General features: G+C 71.0%; 18 protein-coding genes. 7 read left to right on the top strand and 11 right to left on the bottom strand.

Annotated features, from left to right (window positions below; genetic code table 11):
* Positions 1–91: 91 nt before the first annotated feature.
* The gene (locus ACIREI_RS34830) at positions 92–3,322 is read right to left on the bottom strand and encodes a helicase-related protein (protein ID WP_403341623.1); all 3,231 of its coding nucleotides are present in this window, start codon (positions 3,320–3,322) and stop codon (positions 92–94) included.
* Between the two features lie 190 nt (positions 3,323–3,512).
* Between ACIREI_RS34830 and ACIREI_RS34825 the strand changes: the two genes are divergently transcribed.
* Both ACIREI_RS34825 and ACIREI_RS34820 read left to right on the top strand, forming a co-directional pair.
* On the top strand, positions 3,513–5,351 hold the full coding sequence (locus tag ACIREI_RS34825; RefSeq protein ID WP_403341620.1) for an HSP90 family protein: 1,839 nt from the start codon (positions 3,513–3,515) through the stop codon (positions 5,349–5,351).
* The gene (locus ACIREI_RS34820) at positions 5,348–8,308 is read left to right on the top strand and encodes a tetratricopeptide repeat protein (RefSeq protein ID WP_403341617.1); all 2,961 of its coding nucleotides are present in this window, start codon (positions 5,348–5,350) and stop codon (positions 8,306–8,308) included. The genes ACIREI_RS34825 and ACIREI_RS34820 overlap by 4 nt, the downstream gene beginning before the upstream one ends.
* Before the next feature lie 28 nt (positions 8,309–8,336).
* On the opposite strand, the gene ACIREI_RS34815 is transcribed toward ACIREI_RS34820, so the two are convergent.
* A complete protein-coding gene (locus tag ACIREI_RS34815; protein WP_403341611.1) occupies positions 8,337–10,346 on the bottom strand; it encodes a DAK2 domain-containing protein in 2,010 nt (669 codons plus the stop codon).
* 257 nt (positions 10,347–10,603) lie between these two features.
* Here ACIREI_RS34815 and rpmB point away from each other — a divergent pair, with 257 nt between their 5' ends.
* On the top strand, positions 10,604–10,789 hold the full coding sequence (gene rpmB, locus ACIREI_RS34810) for a 50S ribosomal protein L28 (RefSeq protein ID WP_003993230.1): 186 nt from the start codon (positions 10,604–10,606) through the stop codon (positions 10,787–10,789).
* A gap of 138 nt (positions 10,790–10,927) precedes the next feature.
* Here the strand turns inward: rpmB and thiD are convergent, their stop codons facing one another.
* Positions 10,928–11,731, bottom strand: coding sequence for a bifunctional hydroxymethylpyrimidine kinase/phosphomethylpyrimidine kinase (gene thiD, locus ACIREI_RS34805; RefSeq protein ID WP_403341608.1), 804 nt, complete (start codon positions 11,729–11,731; stop codon positions 10,928–10,930).
* Complete coding sequence (locus ACIREI_RS34800) at positions 11,728–12,696, bottom strand: thiamine-phosphate kinase (RefSeq protein WP_062709090.1); 969 nt, start codon at positions 12,694–12,696, stop codon at positions 11,728–11,730. The genes thiD and ACIREI_RS34800 overlap by 4 nt, the downstream gene beginning before the upstream one ends.
* Before the next feature lie 383 nt (positions 12,697–13,079).
* Between ACIREI_RS34800 and ACIREI_RS34795 the strand changes: the two genes are divergently transcribed.
* Positions 13,080–13,313: an Lrp/AsnC family transcriptional regulator gene (locus ACIREI_RS34795; protein WP_003997603.1), complete on the top strand. Its 234-nt coding sequence runs from the start codon at positions 13,080–13,082 to the stop codon at positions 13,311–13,313.
* Between the two features lie 20 nt (positions 13,314–13,333).
* Positions 13,334–13,843 carry a DUF3515 domain-containing protein gene (locus ACIREI_RS34790; RefSeq protein WP_403341605.1) on the top strand — a complete coding sequence of 170 codons (510 nt, stop codon included), beginning with the start codon at positions 13,334–13,336 and terminating at the stop codon, positions 13,841–13,843.
* Positions 13,844–13,855: 12 nt separating this feature from the next.
* Here ACIREI_RS34790 and ACIREI_RS34785 read toward each other — a convergent pair whose 3' ends face one another.
* From ACIREI_RS34785 to ACIREI_RS34775, 3 genes are all read right to left on the bottom strand, one after another.
* The gene (locus ACIREI_RS34785; RefSeq protein WP_403341602.1) at positions 13,856–15,013 is read right to left on the bottom strand and encodes a D-alanine--D-alanine ligase family protein; all 1,158 of its coding nucleotides are present in this window, start codon (positions 15,011–15,013) and stop codon (positions 13,856–13,858) included.
* A gap of 183 nt (positions 15,014–15,196) precedes the next feature.
* Complete coding sequence (locus tag ACIREI_RS34780) at positions 15,197–16,207, bottom strand: NAD(P)H-dependent glycerol-3-phosphate dehydrogenase (RefSeq protein WP_403341599.1); 1,011 nt, start codon at positions 16,205–16,207, stop codon at positions 15,197–15,199.
* Positions 16,204–16,992, bottom strand: a complete 789-nt coding sequence (locus ACIREI_RS34775) for a lysophospholipid acyltransferase family protein (RefSeq protein ID WP_403341596.1) — start codon at positions 16,990–16,992, stop codon at positions 16,204–16,206. Before ACIREI_RS34775 ends, ACIREI_RS34780 begins: the two co-directional genes overlap by 4 nt.
* Before the next feature lie 169 nt (positions 16,993–17,161).
* Here ACIREI_RS34775 and cofC point away from each other — a divergent pair, with 169 nt between their 5' ends.
* On the top strand, positions 17,162–17,800 hold the full coding sequence (gene cofC / locus ACIREI_RS34770; protein WP_403341594.1) for a 2-phospho-L-lactate guanylyltransferase: 639 nt from the start codon (positions 17,162–17,164) through the stop codon (positions 17,798–17,800).
* Positions 17,801–17,934: 134 nt separating this feature from the next.
* Positions 17,935–18,138 (top strand): hypothetical protein, encoded by a 204-nt coding sequence (locus ACIREI_RS34765; RefSeq protein WP_403341591.1) that lies wholly within the window; start codon positions 17,935–17,937, stop codon positions 18,136–18,138.
* Positions 18,139–18,209: 71 nt separating this feature from the next.
* On the opposite strand, the gene ACIREI_RS34760 is transcribed toward ACIREI_RS34765, so the two are convergent.
* From ACIREI_RS34760 to leuC, 4 genes are all read right to left on the bottom strand, one after another.
* Positions 18,210–18,854 carry an HU family DNA-binding protein gene (locus ACIREI_RS34760; protein WP_403341588.1) on the bottom strand — a complete coding sequence of 215 codons (645 nt, stop codon included), beginning with the start codon at positions 18,852–18,854 and terminating at the stop codon, positions 18,210–18,212.
* A 137-nt stretch (positions 18,855–18,991) separates the two neighbouring features.
* Positions 18,992–19,222, bottom strand: coding sequence for a hypothetical protein (locus ACIREI_RS34755; RefSeq protein WP_003997611.1), 231 nt, complete (start codon positions 19,220–19,222; stop codon positions 18,992–18,994).
* A gap of 312 nt (positions 19,223–19,534) precedes the next feature.
* The gene (gene leuD / locus ACIREI_RS34750) at positions 19,535–20,128 is read right to left on the bottom strand and encodes a 3-isopropylmalate dehydratase small subunit (protein ID WP_403341585.1); all 594 of its coding nucleotides are present in this window, start codon (positions 20,126–20,128) and stop codon (positions 19,535–19,537) included.
* 6 nt (positions 20,129–20,134) lie between these two features.
* Positions 20,135–21,565: a 3-isopropylmalate dehydratase large subunit gene (leuC, locus tag ACIREI_RS34745; RefSeq protein WP_403341583.1), complete on the bottom strand. Its 1,431-nt coding sequence runs from the start codon at positions 21,563–21,565 to the stop codon at positions 20,135–20,137.
* Positions 21,566–21,750: the final 185 nt, after the last annotated feature.

Below are 21,750 nucleotides of genomic sequence, written 5' to 3'. Positions count from 1 at the left end.
GGGAGCGTTAGGTTCAGTGTGGCTGGTCGCGCCTGCGCGGCGGTAGCCGCATACGGATTACAGCCCTGCGCTCCTGAAGGGGCGCTCATCCTCACCCCTTTTCCAGGTACTGCTCCCTTTCCTCGTCCAAGAGTGCGTCCAAGGCTGTTCGCAAGCCCGGAAGTCCGGTCAGTTCCGGGTCCGCCGCCACCAGCGCCGCCGCCTCGTCCCGTGCCTCGGCGATGATCTCCTCGTCCTCGATGACGGCGAGGACTCTCAGGCTGGACCGCGCGCCCGACTGGGCCTGGCCCAGGACGTCGCCCTCGCGGCGCTGTTCCAGGTCGATGCGGGAGAGCTCGAAGCCGTCGAGGGTGGACGCGACGGCGTTGAGGCGCTGGCGGGCCGCGCTGGCCTCCGGCATCTCGGTGACCAGGAGGCAGAGGCCGGGTGCCGAGCCCCGGCCCACTCGGCCGCGCAGCTGGTGGAGCTGGGAGACGCCGAAGCGGTCGGCGTCCATGATCACCATCGCGGTGGCGTTCGGGACGTTCACGCCGACCTCGATGACCGTCGTGGCGACCAGGACGTCCGTCTCGCCTGCGGCGAAGCGGCGCATGACGGCGTCCTTGTCGTCGGGGTGCATCCTGCCGTGCAGGACCTCGACCTCGAGGCCTCGGAGAGGCCCCTTGGAGAGCTGGTCCGCCACGTCGAGGACCGCGAGCGGCGGGCGCTTGTCCGCCTCGTCCTCGGGGGACTTCTTCTTGCCGGCCTTCTTCGGGTCGTCCTCCTCGTCGCCGATGCGGGGGCAGACGACGTACGCCTGGTGGCCGTTCTCCACCTCCTCCCGCACCCGCTCCCAGGCGCGGGCCAGGAAGTGGGGCTTGTCGGCGGCCGGGACGACATGGCTGGCGATCGGGGAGCGGCCGGCCGGGAGCTGGTCGAGGACCGAGGTCTCCAGGTCGCCGAAGACGGTCATGGCGACCGTGCGCGGGATGGGGGTCGCGGTCATGACCAGCAGGTGCGGGGGCTGCTTGCCCTTGCCGCGCAGGGCGTCGCGCTGCTCGACGCCGAAGCGGTGCTGCTCGTCGACGACGACCAGACCGAGGTCGTGGAACTGCACCTTGTCCTCGATCAGCGCGTGCGTGCCGATCACGATCCCGGCCTCCGCCGTGACCAGGTCGAGCAGGGCCTGGCGGCGGGCGGCGGCGCCCATGGAGCCGGTCAGCAGGACCACCTTCGTGGCCTGCTCGGCCCCACCCAGCATTCCGCCCTCGGCCAGCTCGCCCATCATCTCGACGATGGAGCGGTGGTGCTGCTGGGCGAGCACTTCTGTGGGCGCGAGCATGGCGGCCTGCCCACCCGCATCGACGACGGCGAGCATGGCGCGCAGCGCCACCATCGTGTTGTGGGTCACCGTGAAGTGATCCGTCACGTAGGCGTGGCTGGGGTGGCCGACACTGATGCATTGGACCGGCTTCCGCCCCACGTACTCCACAGCGCGGATGCCGCGGCGGAAGGTGTTGTACCTCGGGCGTGGGCGTACACGTTCGGCTTTGCGGGTGAGCCGGAACGGGGGGTAGCCATCCGGCAACGCCACCGAGACGTTGAAAGCCGCCTTCTTGGACAGAACACGCGCCCGGCCGCCCAAGGAGCGCACAAGCCAGGCCACGTCGTCCGCCAACGTTGGCGAGGCCGAGCACAGGGAAATGCTCATACCGTTTTGATCAACCGTGCCGACGGTGTCCATGAGCCCCTGCAGGAGAGCGAGGCGGTTCTTGATCGACGTGTTCTTGAATTCGGCGGGAATGAACTTGTCGTGTGACGTCAGTCCCCAAAGGCCCAGGTCACGCAGTGTCTGGATAACCGGATTACGGACGCCGCCCGAGCGTCGGGTCAGCTGAATCGTGTAGTCGCACCGCGAGCCTGTGACAGGGACGACGCGACATTCCGGAGCCACCGAGGCCTCCAAGGCATCGCGCATTTCCTCGTCGACCGTGGAGAACCGCAGGTTGTGCCGGAACGAGCCGTCACCCAACAGGAGCCCGAACAGATAGGGATCCAAGGGAGGCCCGGAGTCGTCGCCGAGGTCCACGGGCGTTGCCGCCGGGATGTACCACTTCGACGATCCGTTGGCCTTGAACAGGTCATGCCGGATTTCCCGGGTGGTCAGCACTTTGGGGGACTGACCACGATCCCAGCCGCAACTCGTGCCGACGATCCAAAGGTGTTCGTCATCGCATTCCACCGAACTTCCGTCGGAGAGCACGATGCGCCACACATCTCGCTCGCCTTGTGGAAAGACCCCGTCGATCAGAGCGATCTCTCCTGCGGGCACGACAACTTCGTCCCCCACCCCCAGGTCGCCCATCCGCCGGAAACCGCTGGGCGTGAGCACAAGTGAGTCCAGCGGCTGAGCCTTCCCTGAGCCCACCTCTCCCTGGAGCAGCCGGTGCATCGGGTGCTCCGTCGCCAGGTCGTCGAAGATCTCCTTCGAGACCTTCTGCTGACCTTCGGTGAGGGTGAAGGGGAGGCGGTCGTCGAAGGCCGTGAGGAGGCCGTCCGGCTTGGGTTTGCGGGCGACCGCCGGGAGTTGGGCGTCGGCGTGACGGCGGCGGGCCAGGGCGACCTGGAGGACGAAGGCCTCGTCCCACTTCAGGCGGGAGCGGGCGTCCTCGATGTCCGCCTTGGTGTGCGGGCGGTGGATCTTCAGGAGGGCCTCGGGGAGGGAGACCAGGCCGCGGCCCTCGCGGAGGGAGTCCGGCAGGGGGTCGATCGCTTCCTGGGCGCTGGGCAGGACCGTCTGGATCGCCTTGCCGATCTTCCAGGACTCCAGTTTGGCGGTGGCGGGGTAGAGGGGGATGAGGGCGCCGGCCCAGGTCTCGACCGTCTCCTCCGCCTCGCCGTCGGCACCGCGCAGCAACTCGTACGCGGGGTGGGCCAGTTGGAGGCGGCGGTTGAAGACGGAGACCTTGCCCGCGAACATCGCGCGTGTGCCCGGCAGGAGCTCCTTGTGGGGCTTGTGAACGCCGTTGCCGAAGAAGACGAGTTGGAGGCGGCCGCTGCCGTCCGTGATCGTGACTTCGAGGCGCTGGCCCTTGCCCCGGGGGGCCCTGCTGGAGGCGAAGGTGTGCAGGCGGGCGTCGGCGACCATCGCGACCACCGTGACGTGCTCGTCCATGGGGAGGTCGGCGAGGTGGGTGAGCTGGCCGCGCTCCTCGTATCTGCGGGGGTAGTGGTGCAGGAGGTCGCCGACGGTGTGCAGGCCGAGGTGCTCGGCCATCACCTTCGCGGTGGGAGGGCCGAGCACTTTCTTCAGTGGTTCTTCCAGTGCGGGCACGAGATCCATTCCACACCACGGCACTGACAATGCCGTAGCGGTCGCGGCGGCCGTGTTGGTAAACGTCCCGGAAACCCCTGGTCAGGCGGCTCGTTCCGGCCCTAGGATGGCGCGCTCCGGCCATCCTTTCGCGGTCACCGCCTCACCGGGACCGCCCGACCCCGCGCCGTCGCCAAGTCCCCCCAACGGCGCCGTGACGATGGACTCCCAGACCTCACAGTCATCCCAGGCCCCTCAGCCGCCCCAGTCACCTCATACGTTCCAGGTCGACCTGCGTGGTCTGGTGGACCTGCTCTCCCATCACCTCTACTCCAGTCCCAAGGTCTACCTGCGCGAGCTGCTGCAGAACGCGGTCGACGCGATCACCGCCAGACGCGCCGAGGAGCCGGGCGCGCCCGCCGTGGTGCGGCTGTACGCCGAGTCGGGCGCCCTGCGGGTCGAGGACTCCGGGGTCGGGCTCACCGAGGCGGACGTGCACAACCTCCTCGCGACCATCGGACGCAGCTCCAAGCGCGCCGAGGGGCTGCAGGAGGCCCGCTCCGACTTCCTGGGGCAGTTCGGCATCGGTCTGCTGGCCTGTTTCGTGGTCGCCGAGCGCATCCGGGTGGTCAGCCGCAGCGCCCGTACGCCGGACGCGGCGCCCGTGGAGTGGACGGCCACGGACGACGGTTCGTACACGGTGCGGACGCTGCCGGACGACGCCCGCGCCGAACCGGGGACCACCGTGCACCTGGTGGCACGGGCGGGTGCCGCCGAATGGCTCGCCGAGGACCGGGTGCTGGCGCTGGCGCGGGACTTCGGCTCGCTGCTGCCGTACGACGTCCGGGTCGGTCACGAGGCGGTCACCGACCTGCCCGCGCCCTGGGACCGGCCGTACCCCTCCCCCGCCAACCGGCGGGTTGCCCTGGCGCGGCACTGTCACGACCTGTTCGGCTTCACACCGCTGGACTCGATCGACCTGGACGTGCCGCTCGCGGGGATCCGGGGCGTGGCTCACGTCCTTCCCTCGGCGGTCAGCCCCGCCCAGCGGGCCGGTCATCGCGTCCACCTCAAGGGCATGCTGCTGACCGAGCGGGCCGAACAGCTGCTGCCGGACTGGGCGTTCTTCGTGCGGTGCGTGCTCGACACGGACAGCCTGCGGCCCACGGCCTCGCGGGAGTCGCTGTACGAGGACGAGACGCTGGCGGCCGTACGGGAGGCGCTCGGCGAAAGGATTCGGTCCTGGCTGACCGGTCTGGCGGCCGGTGATCCGGAGCGGCTGGCGGCCTTCCTGTCCGTGCACCACCTGGGCGTGAAGTCCCTCGCGCGGCACGACAAGGAGATGCTGCGCACGATGCTGCCGTGGCTGCCCTTCGAGACGACCGACGGGCGGCTGTCCCTGGAGGAGTTCGCGCAGCGGCACCCGGTGGTGCACTTCACGCGGACCGTCGAGGAGTACCGGCAGGTCGCGCCGATCGCGTCCGCGCAGGGCGTCGGGGTGATCAACGGCGGTTACACGTACGACAGCGAGCTCGTCGAGGCGCTGCCGTCGGTGCGGCCGGGGACGGTCGTCGCCGAGCTGGACGCGGACACCGTGACCGCCCATCTGGACTCGGTCGACCCGGCCGAGGAGCTGGCCCTGGCGGGCTTCCTGGCGGCCGCGCGGGCGAAGCTGGACCCGCTGGGCTGTGACGTCGTCCTGCGCGCCTTCCATCCCCTGTCCGTGCCCGCACTGCACCTCGACGACCGGGAAGCCCGGCACGAGCAGGCGCGTGCGGAGGCGGAGGAACAGGCGGACGACCTGTGGGCGGGCATCCTGGGCTCGCTGCGCGGCAGCACGCCACGCGCGCGTCTCGTGCTCAACCACCTCAACCCGCTGATCCGGAAGATCAGTTCCCTGGGCGATCCGGAGCTGATCGGCACCGCCACCGAGTCCCTCTACGGGCAGGCGCTGCTGATGGCGCAGCGCCCGCTCAGGCCCGCGGACTCGGCGCTGCTGAACCGGGCCTTCATCGGTCTGCTGGAGTGGGCCACGAACGGCGAGGAGGGCCGCCGATGAGCGGGATCACGGACTTCGACTCACTGCGCCGGGCGATGGCGGACAACGGCGAACAGCCGGAGGGCCCCGCCCGCAACGCGCGCGCGGAGCAGCTGCTCGCCGAAGCCGAGAAGCTGAACATCCCGCTCGCCGTGATCGAGGCGCTCGGGCACCAGCTGAAGGTCTACAACTACAGCTCCGAGAAGGACAAGATGTTCGTCCCCTTCGCGCGTCTGCTGCGCATGTGGGACGAGCGGCCCGAGGACTTCGACGAGTACGAGACGCACACACTGCACTGGGTCTTCAAGTGGATGTCGTCCGGCATGCTCGACCAGCCGCACATCCCGCTCGCCTCGATCGAGAAGTGGCTCGGCGAGATGGAGCACCGCTACCGGCTCGCCGGGCACTCCGAACGGGCCGTGCGCAGCGCCGAGTTCAGCGTGGCCGCGCATGTCGGGAACGTGGCGCGGGCCGAGCGGGCCTACGCCGCGTGGCTGGCCGCCGAGCGGGACAGCATGGCCGACTGCCACGCGTGCGAGCTGCACGGGCAGGGGTGGTGGCAGACGGAACGGGGCCGGGACGCGGAGGGGCTCCAGCTGTGGGGCCCGGTCCTGGAGGGCGAGTTCACGTGCGCCCATGAGCCGCACACGGTCCTCGCGTCCTCCCTGACGCCGCTGCTGCGCCTGGGACGCGTGGACGAGGCCCGCGCCAACCATCTGCGGGGCTTCAGGCTCGTGCGGACCATGGAGAGCATGCGCGGGGCCTACGCGGACCACGTGGAGTTCTGTGCGCTGACCGGCAACGAGGCACGCGGCCTGGAGTTGCTCGCCGAGCGGCCCGCGTACTTCACCGACGACGGGCATCCGCGCAGCAAGCTGGAGTTCATGGCGGTGGTGGCCCTGCTCATGGACCGTCTGACCGAGCTCGGGCTCGGTGATCAGCGGGTGCCAGGTCCGGCGGGCCGTACCTGGACCGCTCGCGAACTCGCCGTCCACACGCGCGGGGAGGCCCTGGCGCTGGCGGCGCGCTTCGACGAGCGCAACGGCACGGCGCACATCAGCGAACGGGCACGCGCGCGTATGGACCAGCGGCCCCTGGTGGAGCGGCTGCCGTTGGGGGTGCGTACGCCGGCCCGGCCCACGACGGTGACGTTGCCCGGCCCGGCCACGGTGAGCGTGCCGGAGAACCCGGACGCGCGGCCCGACCTGGCCGCGCTGCTCGCCGAGGCACGGCGCCTGTCGGACACTCTGCAGCCGAACGCCGTCGAGGCCTGGGCGGCCGTCTCCCGGGCCGCCGAGGGCGTCGAACTCGCCGCCCGCGACCGCGCGGAGATCGCCGATCACCAGGCGATGGACCTGGGCCCCGAGGGCGTCGCCCTGTTCGAGGAGGCGGCCGGTCTGTACGCGGAGGCGGGCGACCCGGGGGAGGCTTTGGCGGCACGCGCGCGTGGAGCGTACGTACGCGCTCTCTCGGGCGAGGTGTCGCAGGCCCTCACCACGATCGCCCGCCTGTACGACCGGATCCTCGCCCTGTACGCCGAGGACGGCACGGAGGTGCGTCAGACGGCGGCCGTACTGATGAGCCGGGCGCGGATTCTGATGCGCCGGGTGCACGAGGCGGAGGGCGCGGTGCACGGCGCCGTCCTGGCCGACGCCGAGACCGCCGCGCGGGAGGTGCTCGCGCTCGTCGACGGGCGGGCCGGGGACGACGTACGCCTCACCTCGCGGGCCGCGGAGGCGCAGGCGATGCTCGCGGAGCTGGCGGCGCTCACCGGGGACGTGGAGGGGGCCGCGGAGCTGTTCGCGCGGGCCTCGGAGGCGTTCGTCGGGGCGGGGCTGCCGTGGTTCGCGGTGGAGTACGAGGCCCGGCTGGCCGGACTCGCGCACCATCTCGGCGACACGGCGGAGGCAGAGCGGGCGCTGCGGGCGGCCCTCGAGCACGGCGGACCGCACCTCGAGGCGACCGGACGGGCCCAGCTGAACCTCCAGCTGGCCGAGGTGCTCGGCGGGCGGGGGCTGACCGAGGAGGCCGCCGAGCACGCCCTTCAGGCGGCGCACTGGGCCGACGAGGCGGGCGAGAGCCGCACGCTGGGCGCCTGGGCGCGGCAACAGCTCGGCGGGTTCCTGCTGCGGCAGGGACGGTGGGCCGAGGCCGCCGAGGTGCTGGAGTCGGCGCTGCCCGACCTGAACGCCGAGACGCACGGCGACGGCGCGGTCGTCCAGACGCAGTGGTGGCTCGGCGACTGCCTGAGCGAGCTCGGCGAACACCGCGCGGCTGCCGAACGCCGGTTGCAGGCCGCCGAGATCGCCCGGAACTGGCCCGAGCAGCACGACCACGCCACGCTCGCCCACCTCGCCGCCGAGTCCCTCGGCCACGCGGGCCTGCACGCCGAGGCCGACGAGGCGTACGCGCGCGCGGGCGCGCTGTGGCGCTCTCTCGGCAATGTCCACGGCCTCGTCCGCTCCCTGCGCGCCCGCGCGTGGCTGGCGCTGCGGGTGGAGGACGAGGCGGGCGAGGACGCGGGCAGGGGCGGCACGGCGTCCGAGTTGATGGCGAGCGCGGTCGGCGAGTGCGTGGCGGCGCTGGACGCCACGGACGACGCGGAGGCGCGGCAGCGGCTCACCGCCGAACTCGGCCACACCCACCGGCAGTTCGGCGACCTGCTCGCCCGTTCCGCCACGGAGGACGCCGAGGACGAGTCGATCCGGGCCGCACTGGAGGAGGCCCTGTCCCAGGTGACGCGGGCCGCCGCGGTGTTCGCCTCCCTCGGCGACGACGCCCTGCACAGCCGCACCGGTGCCGAACTCGCCGCGGGCTGGCTGGAGGCGGACCTGAGCCGCCCGGCACAGGCGGCGGCACGCGCGCGTGCGGTGCTGTCGGCGTACGCGGGCTCCGACGAGGGCGACGAGGCGGCACGGGAGCGACGGGCCGAGGCCCAGCAGATGCTTCAGGTGGTGGAGGAGCAGGGCACGGAGTAGCGGCGCGGAGCGGCGGCGCGCGGCAGGGCTATTCCACGCCGATGAGCAACAGCGCCCCTTGCCGTCCGCCCCGGTACACCACCGTGTCGACGGCGAGATACGACTCACGCACGCGTGCTTCGAGGTGCTCGGCGATCGCCTCCGGCGCCTCGTCGCCGAGGACGATCGTGACGAGTTCACCGCCGGCCGCGATCATGCGGTCGAGGACGGTCTGCGCGGTGGCCGTGACGTCCGAGCCGATCACGGCCACGTCGCCGTCGATGAGGCCGAGGACGTCGCCGGCCTGGCAGATGCCGGCCATGGTCCAGGACTGGCGCTCCGCGACGACGACCTCGCCGTACCGGGTCGCGCCGGCCGCCGAGGTCATCGACACGACGTCCTCGTCGAAGCGGCGCTCCGGCTCGTGCACGGCGAGCGCCGCGATGCCCTGGACCGCGGAGCGGGTCGGGATCAGCGCCACGCGGATGCCCTCCGCGCGGGCCTGCTCGGCCGCGGCGGCCGCGGTGTGGCGCAGCTCGGGGTCATTCGGCAGCAGCACGACCTCGCGCGCGTGGGCCCGCCGTACGGCGTCGACGAGCTCCCCACTGGCGGGCGGCTCCCCGGGGCGCGCGAGCACGGCGGTCGCGCCGGCCTCGGTGTACAGCCCGGCCAGGCCCTCGCCCGGCACGACGGCCACCACGGCGCGCTGAACCCGCTCCCGCATCGGCCGCTCGCCGCCGGTGGTGTGGACGTCGCCGAGCCCGAAGTGGGTGATCCGGATCCGGTACGGCCGACCGGCCTCGACGCCCGCCTCCACGGCGGCACCCGCGTCGTCGACGTGCACATGGACGTTCCACAGCCCGTCGCCGCCGACCACGACAAGGGAGTCCCCGAGGGCGTCGAGCCGGGCCCGCAGTCGCGCGACGGCCGCGTCATCGGCCTCCAGGAGGTAGATCACCTCGAAGGCGGGGCCGCCTCCGCCATGGTCGGCCGGACCGTCGGCGCAGTCATCGAGGCCCCCTGGGACTGCGGAGCCGTCGCGCGCGTGTGCCGGGACCGCCGTTTCCCCCGGCACAGGGGACACGAGCGGTGAGCCGTCGTCCCTTGGAGAGGCACCCCTCTCCAAGTCCGTCCCAGGAAACGCGCCCGCCCCCGAGTCCATGAGCGGCACCCCGATCTCGCCGGGCTCCACGCGCGCGTGCGGGGTGCCGCCCTCCGCGCTCTCCCCACGCGTGCGCGCGGCTCCGCCCTCCGCGGTCTCCACGCGTGCGTGCGTGCCACCGAACCCGCCGTCCCGGGGCCCCTGCCTCCCACGCGCATACGTGCCGGAACCGGAGCCGAGACCGAAGCCGGAGCCGGAGCCGGAACCCGTGGCCAACGCCCCGACCCCCCGCGGCGCCTCCCCGGTGAACGTCTCCACCAGCGCCGCGAGCACCGCCACCAATCCCCGTCCACCCGCGTCGACGACCCCGGCGCGCTCCAGGACGGCCAGCTGGCCGGGCGTCGCGGCGAGGGCGGCACGCGCCCCCTCGTAGGCCGCCTGCGCGACCGTCCCGCAGTCGCCCTCCGCCCCGGTGGCCGCGTCGGCGGCGGCCGAGGCGACCGAGAGGACCGTGCCCTCGACGGGATGGGCGACGGCCTCGCGCGCGGAGTCGGCGGCGCGCCGCAGGGCCAGCCGCAGGCCCGGCCCGTCGGTGTGAGCCGTCTCACCGTCGGCGGCGAGCACCTGCGCCATGCCGCGCAGCAGCTGCGCGAGGATCGTCCCGGAGTTCCCCCGGGCCCCGATCAGCGCCCCGTGCGCCATCGCCCGCACGGCGTCGGCGAGCGAGGGGCTCCCGGTCCGCGCGGGCTCCACCTCGTGCCCGGCGAACACCGCCTCGACCGCGGCCACGGCCGACTCCACGGTCAGATACAGGTTCGTCCCGGTGTCACCGTCGGCCACCGGATAGACGTTGATCGCGTCGATCTCCTCGCGCGCGCGCCCCAGCGACTCCAACGCCAGGCCGCACCAGGTGCGCACCGCGAGAGCATCGAGGAATGTCTGCGGCACGTGCGCCACCTGCGCCTCCTTGAGCTGCTGGACGTGGCACGCAGCGTAGACCCAGGGCCGGTGTACGGCGGAAGAGGGCCGGGAGCGGGGCCCTGAGCAGCCATGGTAGTTTCGTTTCACTGGCGCAGTCGTTGTATGCTGCTCCGGTTGCCCGATCCGATCGGGCCATTCCCCTGGCAGTGCCACTCAGATCTCTGATCCTACGATCTCGATCCCGGCCCGCCGGGATCCAACCGTAAGTGCATCTGAAGTCTTTGGAGTGACCCGTGGCTGCCAACTGCGACGTCTGCGGCAAGGGGCCGGGCTTCGGCAACAACATCTCGCACTCGCACCGCCGTACGTCCCGTCGCTGGAACCCGAACATCCAGCGCGTCCGTACCGTGGTCGGCGGGACGCCGAAGCGCGTGAACGCTTGCACCTCGTGCATCAAGGCCGGCAAGGTCTCGCGCTGACGCACAGCTAAGCGCGCGGCCACTGCTGGTTCGCTGCACTGAGCCGGTCCACCTCACGGTGGGCCGGCTTTTTGCTGTTCTGATCCACGCTCCCGACCCGCGCACGCAGATCGAGGCCGGGCAGGCCGCGGCCGCGCGTCAGGCTGCCGGGCCACCGCGCCGCGTGAGGGCCCAGCCGTGATCCACGGGCCCGATCCCCCCGCCCAGCGCGAATCCGGCCGCGATCGCCCCGGTGACGTACTCCTTGGCCGCCGCCACCGCCTCCGGCACGGACCGGCCCTTGGCCAGCTGCGCCGCGATCGCGGAGGCGAGGGTGCAGCCCGTGCCGTGCGTGTGCCGGTTGTCGTGGCGCGGGGCGCGCAGCCAGTGCTCCTCGGTGCCGTCGGTGAGCAGGTCCACGGCATCGCCCGCGAGATGGCCGCCCTTGACCACGACCCAACGGGGCCCGTACGCCAGCACGGCTTCCGCGGCTCGCCGCAGGTCGTCCTCCGACTCCACATGGACGCCGGTGAGTTGGGCCACCTCGTCGAGGTTCGGCGTCGCGACGGTCGCCACCGGCAGCAGCTTGGTGCGCACCGAGTCGAGCGCGGAGGACGCCAGCAGCGAGTCCCCGTGCTTGGAGACGCCGACCGGGTCGACCACCGCGGGCACGTCCGTCCCGCCGATCAACTCGGCCACCACCTCGACGAGTTCGGCCGACGCGAGCATCCCCGTCTTGATCGCCTGTACGCCGATGTCGTCGACGACACTGCGGTACTGGGCCCGCACCGCCTCCACCGGCAGCTCCCAGGCCCCCTGCACACCGAGGGAGTTCTGAGCCGTGACGGCCGTGATCACACTCATGCCGTGCACGCCGAGCGCGAGCATCGTCTTCAGGTCGGCCTGGATGCCCGCACCCCCGCCGGAGTCGGAGCCCGCCACCGTAAGGACGCCCGGGATCATGACTCGATGTCCCCGCCGAAGTGGTCCCAGCCGCCCTTGCTGGTCCACGGCGCCCCGTCCACCGTCACCTGCGGCAGCGCCGAGGGATTGAGGACCTCGCCGATGACCTTCCAGCGGGCCGGGAGCTTCACGTCCGGGGGGAAGGTCGCCACGATCGCGTGGTCCTCTCCCCCGGTCAGCACCCACTGCATGGGGTCGACGCCGACGGCCTGCCCGATGTCGTTCATCTGGGACGGGATGTCGATCGCGCCCGAGCGGATGTCGATGCGGACCTTGCTGGCCTCGGCGATGTGCCCGAGATCGGCGATGAGCCCGTCGCTGACGTCGCACATGGCGGTCGCGCCGAGCCCCGCCGCCGCAGGACCCGCGTGATACGGCGGCTCGGGGCGCCGGTGCGCCTCCACGAAGGCCCGCGGCGAGCGGAAACCGCGGGCGAGCACGGCGTATCCGGCGGCGGACCAGCCCAGCCAGCCGGTCACCGCGACGAGGTCACCGGGCTGCGCGCCCGCCCGCGTCACGGGCTCCTGGTTGCGCAGATCGCCGAGCGCGGTGATCGACACCATGATCGTGTCGCCGCGTACGACGTCCCCGCCGACCACCGAGGCGCCCGCGACCTGGCACTCGTCGCGCAGGCCGTCCATCAGCTCGCTCGGCCAGGTCACCGGGAGTTCGGCCGGCACGACCAGGCCGAGCAGCAGCGCCGTCGGTACGGCGCCCATGGCGGCGATGTCCGCGAGGTTCTGCGCGGCTGCCTTGCGGCCGACGTCGTAGGCCGTGGACCAGTCGCGGCGGAAGTGCCGCCCCTCCAGCAGGATGTCGGTGCTGGCGACCACCCTGCGGTCGGGCGCGGCCACCACCGCGGCGTCGTCGCCGGGACCGACCCGGACCGCCGGGGTGGTGGTGAGACGGGAGGTGAGCTCCCTGATGAGCCCGAACTCGCCGAGCTCACCAACAGTGCCCTTCATTGCCCTTACGCCCCTTCTGTCCCTGTCCGCACCCGGTCGCGCGTCACTACTGTCCTCGCTACGGTCGAGGTGTACGTCAACTTCTGTCGTGCCCGAGAGCCTGTCCGCAAACCCCCGTCGTCCGCCCGCAGGGCGGGCGCCGCGGCGTCCGGTGCGTGCGATCGCAAGGCGCCGGAGCGCCCTCGTGGCGGAGCCACGTGGGCGTTTCGGCAACGCGGCGAGCGTGCGTGCCGGACGCCGCGGCGCAGGCGGGGGTTTGCGGACAGGCTCTCAGCCCCGGCGCGCAAGCCCCGGCCCCCGTGGGTCTCCCCGCGGCGAGCGGCGACGCGATACCGTGGCGTTCCTTTTCCCCACATGATCCTCGTGGCCGCCCTGGAGGTTCCGTGGTACAGGCGTACATCCTGATCCAGACGGAGGTCGGCAAGGCGTCGACCGTCGCCGAGACGATCAGCAAGATCCCTGGAGTCATCCAGGCCGAGGACGTGACGGGACCGTACGACGTCATCGTGCGCGCCCAAGCCGACACAGTCGACGACCTGGGTCGCATGGTGGTCGCGAAGGTCCAGCAAGTGGACGGCATCACCCGCACCCTGACCTGCCCGGTCGTGCATCTGTAGCCCCCGTCTACCCTTGGCCGGTGAACTCTTTCCGTCACCGGCACGTTTCCGTCCTCGGGCTGCCCGCGCTCGTCCTGCTGATCACCGCGGCGGGCTGCTCATCAGCAGACGGCAGCGCGTCGGCGGCGGTTCCCAGCGCCGACGCGAAGACCACGAAGTTGTGCCAGAACCTGGACAAGGTACTGCCGGCCGAGGTGGACGGTGAGAGCCGTACGGACCCCTCGCCCGCGTCCACGCTGACCGCCGGGTGGGGGGACTCGGCGATCATACTGCGGTGCGGTGTCGCGAGGCCGCCCAAGATGCTCGATCCCAAGGTGGCGGAAGGCCGCGATCCGGACGCGGTGGCCGGCGGCGTGAACGGCGTCAGGTGGCTGATGGAGAAGCAGGACGACGGGGGTTACCGGTTCACCTCCGCGCTGCGCCGCGCCTATGTCGAGGTCACCGTGGAAAAGGGCCGGGACAGTTCGAGTGTGCTGATCGACCTGGCGGCAGCCGTCAAGAAGGCGATCCCCACGGGGATCGCCAACTGAACGCGACGGCCGTCACCTGAGCCCGGTGGACCGCCGCAACGCCGCCTGGAGCAGCTTGTCCACGAGGTCCGGGTAGCTGATCCCGCTCGCCTGCCACATCTGCGGGTACATCGAGATCGGCGTGAAGCCGGGCATCGTATTGATCTCGTTGATCACGAACTCGCCGTCCTCGGTGAGGAAGAAGTCCGCGCGCACCAGGCCCTCGCACGAGGCCGCCTCGAAGGCGTCCACCGCCAGGCGCTGGACCTCCGCCGTCTCCTCCGCCGTGAGGGGCGCCGGCACGATCCCCGGCGTCGAGTCGATGTACTTGGCCTCGAAGTCGTAGTACGCGTGCGCGTCCGGCGGCGGGATCTCGGCCGGTACGGAGGCGCGCGGGCCGTCCTCGAACTCCAGCACCCCGCACTCGATCTCACGGCCGCGCAGCGCCGCCTCGACGAGGATCTTCGGGTCGTGCCGCTGGGCCTCGGCGATCGCCTCGTCCAGGCCGGACAGGTCGTCGACCTTGGTGATGCCGATCGAGGAACCCGCGCGCGCGGGCTTCACGAAGAGCGGCCAGCCGTGGTCGCCGGCGAGGTCGATGATCTTCTTGCGGGCGGCGGACTCGTCCTGCTCCCACTCGCGCGGCCGGATCACCACGTACGGGCCCACCTTGAGCCCGAACGAGGTGAACACCCGCTTCATGTACTCCTTGTCCTGGCCGACGGCCGAGGCGAGCACGCCGGAACCCACGTACGGGACTCCGGAGAGGTCCAGCAGGCCCTGCAGGGTGCCGTCCTCGCCGTAGGGACCGTGGAGCACCGGGAAGACGACGTCGATCTCGCCCAGCGCCTTGGGCACCGCTCCGGGCTCGCTGTAGACGACTTCGCGGTTCGCCGGGTCGACGGAGAGCACCACGCCGCCCTCGCCGGAGTCGGTGAGATCCTCGACCTCGGGCGTACGGCGATCGGTGATCGCCATCCGTTCCGGTTCGTCCGCGGTGAGCACCCAGCGGCCTTCCCGGGTGATGCCGATCGGCAGGACGTCGTACTTCGTCCGGTCGATCGCACGCAGTACGGCGCCGGCGGTGACCATGGAGATCCCGTGCTCGGAGCTGCGACCGCCGAACACGACGGCCACGCGCGGCTTGCGAGGCGGCTGGTCAGGGCTCTGGGGGAGGTTCTCGGTGCTCATATCGCGATGAGCGTACCCGCCCGTAGGGGCCGAGTCAGCGTCCGGGCCGCGAGTGAGCCGGAGGGCGCGCCGGTGTCGAGGGGGCGACCGCGCGGAGGCCCGCAGGGTTGAGCACGGTCGCGCCCTCGACACCGGCTGAAAGCGCCCAGCGGCGAACGAGCCGAAAAGAGGGGGGCCCTTCGCTCAGCGTCGCTCCGGCTTCGCGCTGCGCGACATCAGCTCCTTGAGAGCCACCACGGGCGGCTTGCCCTCGTGGACGATTCCCACGACCGTCTCCGTGATGGGCATGTCGACGCCGTGCCGGCGGGCCAGATCCAGCACCGACTCACAGGACTTGACGCCCTCGGCGGTCTGCTTGGTGACCGCGATGGTCTCCTCCAGGGTCATGCCCTTGCCGAGGTTGGTGCCGAAGGTGTGGTTGCGGGACAGCGGTGAGGAGCAGGTCGCCACCAGGTCGCCGAGGCCCGCGAGACCGGCGAACGTCAGCGGGTTGGCGCCGAGCGCGACCCCGAGCCGGGCGGTCTCCGCCAGGCCGCGGGTGATGAGCGAACCCTTGGCGTTGTCGCCGAGCCCCATGCCGTCCGCGATGCCGACGGCGAGGCCGATGACGTTCTTCACGGCACCGCCCAGCTCGCAGCCGACCACGTCGGTCTCGGTGTACGGCCGGAAGTACGGCGTGTGGCAAGCGGACTGGAGCCGCTGGGCGACGGCCTCGTCCGTGCAGGCGACCACCGCGGCGGCCGGCATGCGGGCCGCGATCTCACGTGCGAGGTTGGGCCCGGTGACCACGGCGATGCGGTCCTGGCCGACCTTGGCGACATCGTCGATGACCTCGCTCATCCGCATCGCGGAGCCGAGTTCGACGCCCTTCATCAGCGAGACGAGGATCGTGCCGGGCGCGAGCAGCGGCGTCCACTCGGCGAGGTTGCCGCGCAGCGTCTGCGAGGGGATCGCGAGGACGGTGAAGTCGGCGCCGCGCATGGCCTCGGCGGCGTCCGGCGTCGCCCGCAGGTTCTCCGGAAGTTCGACGCCGGGGAGGTAGTCGGGGTTCGTACGGGTGGAGTTGACCGCTTCCGCGAGTTCGGCGCGACGGGCCCAGAGGGTCACCTCACAGCCGGCGTCGGCGAGAACCATGCCGAAGGCGGTGCCCCATGATCCCGTGCCCATGACGGCCGCCTTGACGGGCTTGTTCACGTGCCCTGCCCCTCTTCCTGCTCGGCCCTCACCTGCTGCGTCCGCCGGTTCTGCTGGGCGGTCCTGCGCCGCTGCTCGATGCGCTCCTGACGCGGATCGTACGGCGTCTCGGGCGCCTTCTCGCCGCGGATCTGCTCCAGCTGGGCCGTGATGGCGGCCATGATGACCTCGGTCGCCTCCTTCAGCAACTCCGGGGTCATCTCCTTGTCGTAGAAGCGGGCGAGATCCACGGGCGGGCCCGCGAGGACCCGGTGGGTCTTGCGGGGAAGGACGTTGGGCTTCTTCGCGTAGGGCGGCAACAGTTCGTTGGCCCCCCACTGCGCGACCGGGATCACCGGGCACTTGGTCTGCAGCGCGACACGTGCGGCGCCGGTCTTGCCGGTCATGGGCCACTGGTCGGGGTCGCGGGTGATGGTGCCCTCGGGGTAGAACGCGACGCACTCACCGCGCTCCACGGCGGCGATCGCGGCGCGGAAGGCGCTCAGCGCGTCCGTGGTCTCCCGGTAGACAGGGATCTGCCCGGTGCCGCGCATCGCGGCGCCGACGAATCCCTTCTTGAAAAGCCCGCTCTTCGCGAGGAATCGCGGAACCCGGCCGGTGTTGTACTGAAAGTGCGCGTACGCGAAGGGATCGATGTGCGAATTGTGGTTCACCGCGGTGATAAATCCACCCTCGGCCGGAATGTGCTCCATTCCGCGCCAGTCCCGCTTGATCAGAACCACCAGCGGCGGTTTGCAGAGCACCGCGGCGAAGCGGTACCAGAAGCCGATTCTGCGGCGGGGCACGCGGACACCTTCCTCTAGGGATCAAGGACATCGGGCCGGGGGGCCGCACAAGTGTCGCCCCAGGCCGCCGGTCTGTCGAGAACACCGTACGCCTCGCCGCCGTAACCGCCAGATGCCCCCGGTGACGGCTGAGTGACAATGGCCGCGACTAGAGAGGGACGAAACGCACGTGCAGTGGACCTTGGTCATACCCCTGAAGCCCCTGGCGCGGGCGAAGAGCAGGCTCGCGGACACCGCGGACGACGGACTGCGCCCGGGCCTGGCCCTCGCGTTCGCCCAGGACACGGTGGCGGCGGCGCTGGCCTGCCCCGCGGTGAAGGATGTGGCAGTCGTCACGAACGACGCCCTGGCCGGCCGCGAGCTGCGCGCACTTGGCGCGCACATCGTCCCGGACGAGCCGGGCGGCGGCCTCAACGCGGCATTGGCGCACGCGGCGGCGAAAGTACGCTCATCCCGCCCCGACAGTGCCGTGGCGGCCCTGAACGCCGATCTTCCCGCCCTGCGCCCCCTGGAATTGGCCCGCGTCCTGGACTCGGCCGCGGAATTCCCACGCGCATTTCTCCCGGACGCGGCCGCAATCGGCACGACACTGCTGGCCGCAGCTCCGGGCCAGGAATTAATTCCGGCATTCGGCAAGGATTCCCGGCTCAGCCATCGCGCGTCGGGGGCGGTGGAACTCCCCCTCGCCGACGTGGATTCCGTACGCCAGGACGTGGACACCGGCGCCGACCTGCGCGCGGCACTGACCCTGGGGGTGGGCCCCCGCACCGCAGCCGCAGCAGCGCGCTTGCTGATCAAGGAAAAGTGACCGGAGCGCCCTGAAGGGGCGCGGGGCTGTATCCGATATGCGGCTCCGCCGCGCGGGCGCGACCGGCCTCGACGGCGCCGCAGCCGAACGGCGCCCCGTCGCGGCCTCACAGCAAAGCGCATACGCTGGCAGCCATGCAGGCCACCGCATACACCTACGACGCCGAAACCCGCTCCGGCAGCGTCCTCCTGGACGACGGCACCCCCGTCCCCTTCGACGGCCCGGCTTTCGACGCGGGCGGCCTACGCCTGCTGCGCCCGGGGCAGCGGGTCCGCATCGAGACGGAGGGCGAGGGCGGGTCCCTGCGCATCACGCTGGTCACCCTGCAAACCCTGTGAACGGCGGCTGAACACGCCGCGGGCCGGACTCCCCACGGAGTCCGGCCCTGCGCGTGAGTGCCCCTGCGGATCTACCTCTTGCGGGCGGTGGCCTTCTTGGCGGTGGTCTTGCGAGCCGTCGACTTCTTGGCGGGCGCCTTCTTGGCGGTCGCCTTCTTCGCCGGGGCCTTCTTGGCCGTCGCCTTCTTGGCCGTGGTCTTCTTCGCCGCGGTGGTCTTGGCGGTCGCCGTGGTCTTCTTCGCCGGCGCCTTCTTCGCGGTGGTCTTCTTCGCCGCGGCCGTGGTCTTCTTGGCCGTGGTCTTCTTCGCCGTCGTCTTCTTCGCGGCGGCCGCCTTGGTGGTCTTCTTCGCGGCGGCCTTCTTGACCGTCGCCGCGGCACCACCGGTCAGGCTGCCCTTGGGCGCCTTCTTGACCGCGACCTCGCCGCCCCGCGGGAGCTTCTTCGAACCGCTCACCAGGTCCTTGAAGCCCTGACCCGCACGGAAGCGCGGAACAGAGGTCTTCTTGACCCGAACCCGCTCGCCCGTCTGGGGGTTACGGGCGTAACGAGCCGGGCGGTCGACCTTCTCGAACGAACCGAAGCCGGTGACCGAGACCCGCTCACCCGCGACGACCGCGCGGACGATCGCGTCCAGTACGTGGTCGACAGCATCGGCGGCCTGCTGGCGGCCGCCCATCTTGTCGGCAATCGCTTCTACGAGCTGCGCCTTGTTCACGTCTTCCCCTTCGGAGACATCGCCAGAACGAAAGTGTTCAAGCTTTTTCGCACGTTAGGCAGATATATACCGCAAATCAAACACGAAACGGGCTAATCACCCTTGTGCCGCAACGGACTCGGCGATCTCGAAGGTGTTCAGCGTTCCTCTTCGGGGAATCGCCCCGCGTCGAGGTCCGCGATGAACCGCTCCAGACGCCTTGTCGCTTCGGCGACGTCGTGCTTGGCCGCGGCCGTAATGACCAGCAGCTTCCGGGTCAGCGCCATCCGTACGCCCTCCGGGACTTGCAGTGCGCGCACCCTTGCATGCGCTTCCTTCAGTTGGTCCGCGACTGCCGCATAGAGCTCGAGTTGGCCGTCGTGTTCCATGCACAGATTGTGCCATCTGGGGCGAGTTGTCGCCTGCCAGGGGTGCAACTCCGGCCTCGAATGGCCTTCCGAGCACTTGCGAAAGCCGCGGATACAACACTCGCGTACCCCGGCAACACCCGTCGTAACGTGGGAAGTTGAGCACGGCAATCACGCGGCGCAGGGCCGTTCGGGTGCAGACATGGCAGTACCCCCGATCGGGGCTGATCGGGGGTACTGCGCGGGTGTTGCGGTGGCCGAAAGTCGCCTTGCGCCGAAGCCTTGGCTCGGGCCTGGGGCGCGCCTTGGCTCAGGCCTGGAGCGTGCCTTGGCTCAGGCCTGGAGCGTGCGCGGCTTGAACGACGGCCGCTTCGCCTCGTAGGCCGCGATGTCGGCCTCGTTCTGCAGGGTGATCGAGATGTCGTCGAGGCCGTTCAGCAGCCGCCAGCGGGAGTTCTCGTCCAGCTCGAAGGAGGCGGTGATGCCCTCGGCGCGCACCTCACGAGCCTCCAGGTCCACCGTGACCTCAGCAGTCGCGTCCTTCTCGGTGAGCTCCCACAGCGCATCCACGATCTTCTGCTCCAGAACCACCGTGAGCAGGCCGTTCTTGAGCGAGTTGCCGCGGAAGATGTCCGCGAAGCGCGAGGAGATGACGGCCTTGAAGCCGTAGTTCTGCAGCGCCCACACGGCGTGCTCACGCGAGGAACCGGTGCCGAAGTCGGGACCGGCGACCAGAACCGTGGCGCCTTGGCGCTCGGGCTGGTTGAGGATGAACGTCTCGTCCTTGCGCCAGGCCTCGAACAGCCCGTCCTCGAACCCGTCCCGGGTCACCTTCTTGAGCCAGTGAGCAGGGATGATCTGGTCGGTGTCGACGTTGGAGCGGCGCAGCGGGACGGCCCGGCCGGTGTGCGTGGTGAATGCTTCCATGACTTCTCAGACTCCAGCGGGCGTACGGGTCTCGACGTCGGACAGGTCGGCCGGGGAGGCCAGGTGGCCCAGCACGGCGGTCGCGGCGGCGACCTGCGGCGACACCAGGTGGGTGCGGCCGCCCTTGCCCTGCCTGCCCTCGAAGTTGCGGTTGGAGGTGGACGCGGAGCGCTCACCGGGGGCCAGCTGGTCGGGGTTCATGCCCAGGCACATCGAGCAGCCCGCGTGCCGCCACTCGGCGCCGGCCTCCTTGAAGACCACGTCCAGGCCCTCGGAGACGGCCTGCAGCCCCACCCGCGCGGAGCCCGGAACGACCAGCATCCGCAGGCCGTCGGCGACTTTGCGGCCCTTGAGGAGCTCGGCGGCGGCGCGCAGGTCCTCGATGCGGCCGTTGGTGCAGGAGCCTACGAAGACGGTGTCCACCTTGATGGAGCGCAGCGGCTGACCGGCCTCCAACCCCATGTATTCCAGGGCCTTTTCGGCGGCGAGGCGCTCCGAAGCGTCTTCGTACGAAGCCGGGTCGGGGACGTCCGCCGAAAGCGGCGCGCCCTGGCCCGGGTTGGTGCCCCAGGTGACGAACGGCGACAGTTCGGCGGCCTCGATGACGACCTCGGCGTCGAACTCGGCGTCCTCGTCCGTCTTCAGCGTCTTCCAGTACGCGACGGCCGCGTCCCAGTCCTCGCCCTTGGGCGCGTGGGGGCGGCCCTTGAGGTACTCGAAGGTGGTCTCGTCGGGGGCGATCATGCCCGCGCGGGCGCCGGCCTCGATCGACATGTTGCAGATGGTCATGCGGGCTTCCATCGAGAGCTTCTCGATGGCGGAGCCGCGGTACTCCAGGACGTAGCCCTGGCCGCCACCCGTGCCGATCCTGGCGATGATCGCCAGGATCAGGTCCTTGGCGGTGACGCCCTCGGGCAGTTCGCCGTTGACCGTGATGGCCATGGTCTTCGGGCGGACCAGCGGCAGCGTCTGGGTCGCCAGCACGTGCTCCACCTGGGAGGTGCCGATGCCGAACGCGAGGCCGCCGAAGGCGCCGTGCGTGGAGGTGTGCGAGTCACCGCAGACGACCGTCATGCCGGGCTGGGTCAGACCCAGCTGCGGGCCGACGACGTGGACGACGCCCTGCTCGACGTCGCCCAGCGGGTGCAGGCGTACACCGAACTCGGCGGCGTTCTTGCGCAGCGTCTCCAGCTGGACCCGCGAGACCGGGTCGGCGATCGGCTTGTCGATGTCGAGGGTCGGGGTGTTGTGGTCCTCGGTCGCGATGGTGAGGTCGAGACGGCGCACCTTGCGGCCGCTCTTGCGCAGACCGTCGAAGGCCTGCGGGCTGGTCACCTCGTGCAGCAGGTGCAGATCGATGAAGAGGAGGTCGGGCTCGCCCTCGGCGCGCCGGACGACATGGTCGTCCCAGACCTTCTCCGCGAGTGTCCTACCCATCGCTTTCCCTCCGGCCGGCAAGCGTCCACCGGCCCAACTAGAGATCTTGAGGAGGCAGCGCCCGCCGCCCCTGTTCGGGCGTCCGCCACCGGGCCCGTTTGTCTGCGGGCCGCATTGCCTTCGTGTCTTCCAGAGTGGCGTGTTCCACGGAAAATTGAACTTGCGTTTCACAGAGTGAGACGCGA

It is taken from the genome of Streptomyces sp. NPDC093591 (genome assembly GCF_044764885.1).
Taxonomy (GTDB): Bacteria; Actinomycetota; Actinomycetes; order Streptomycetales; family Streptomycetaceae; genus Streptomyces.
Note: the sequence above shows the minus strand (reverse complement) of the source record. Positions and strands in the feature narration are given on the sequence as shown.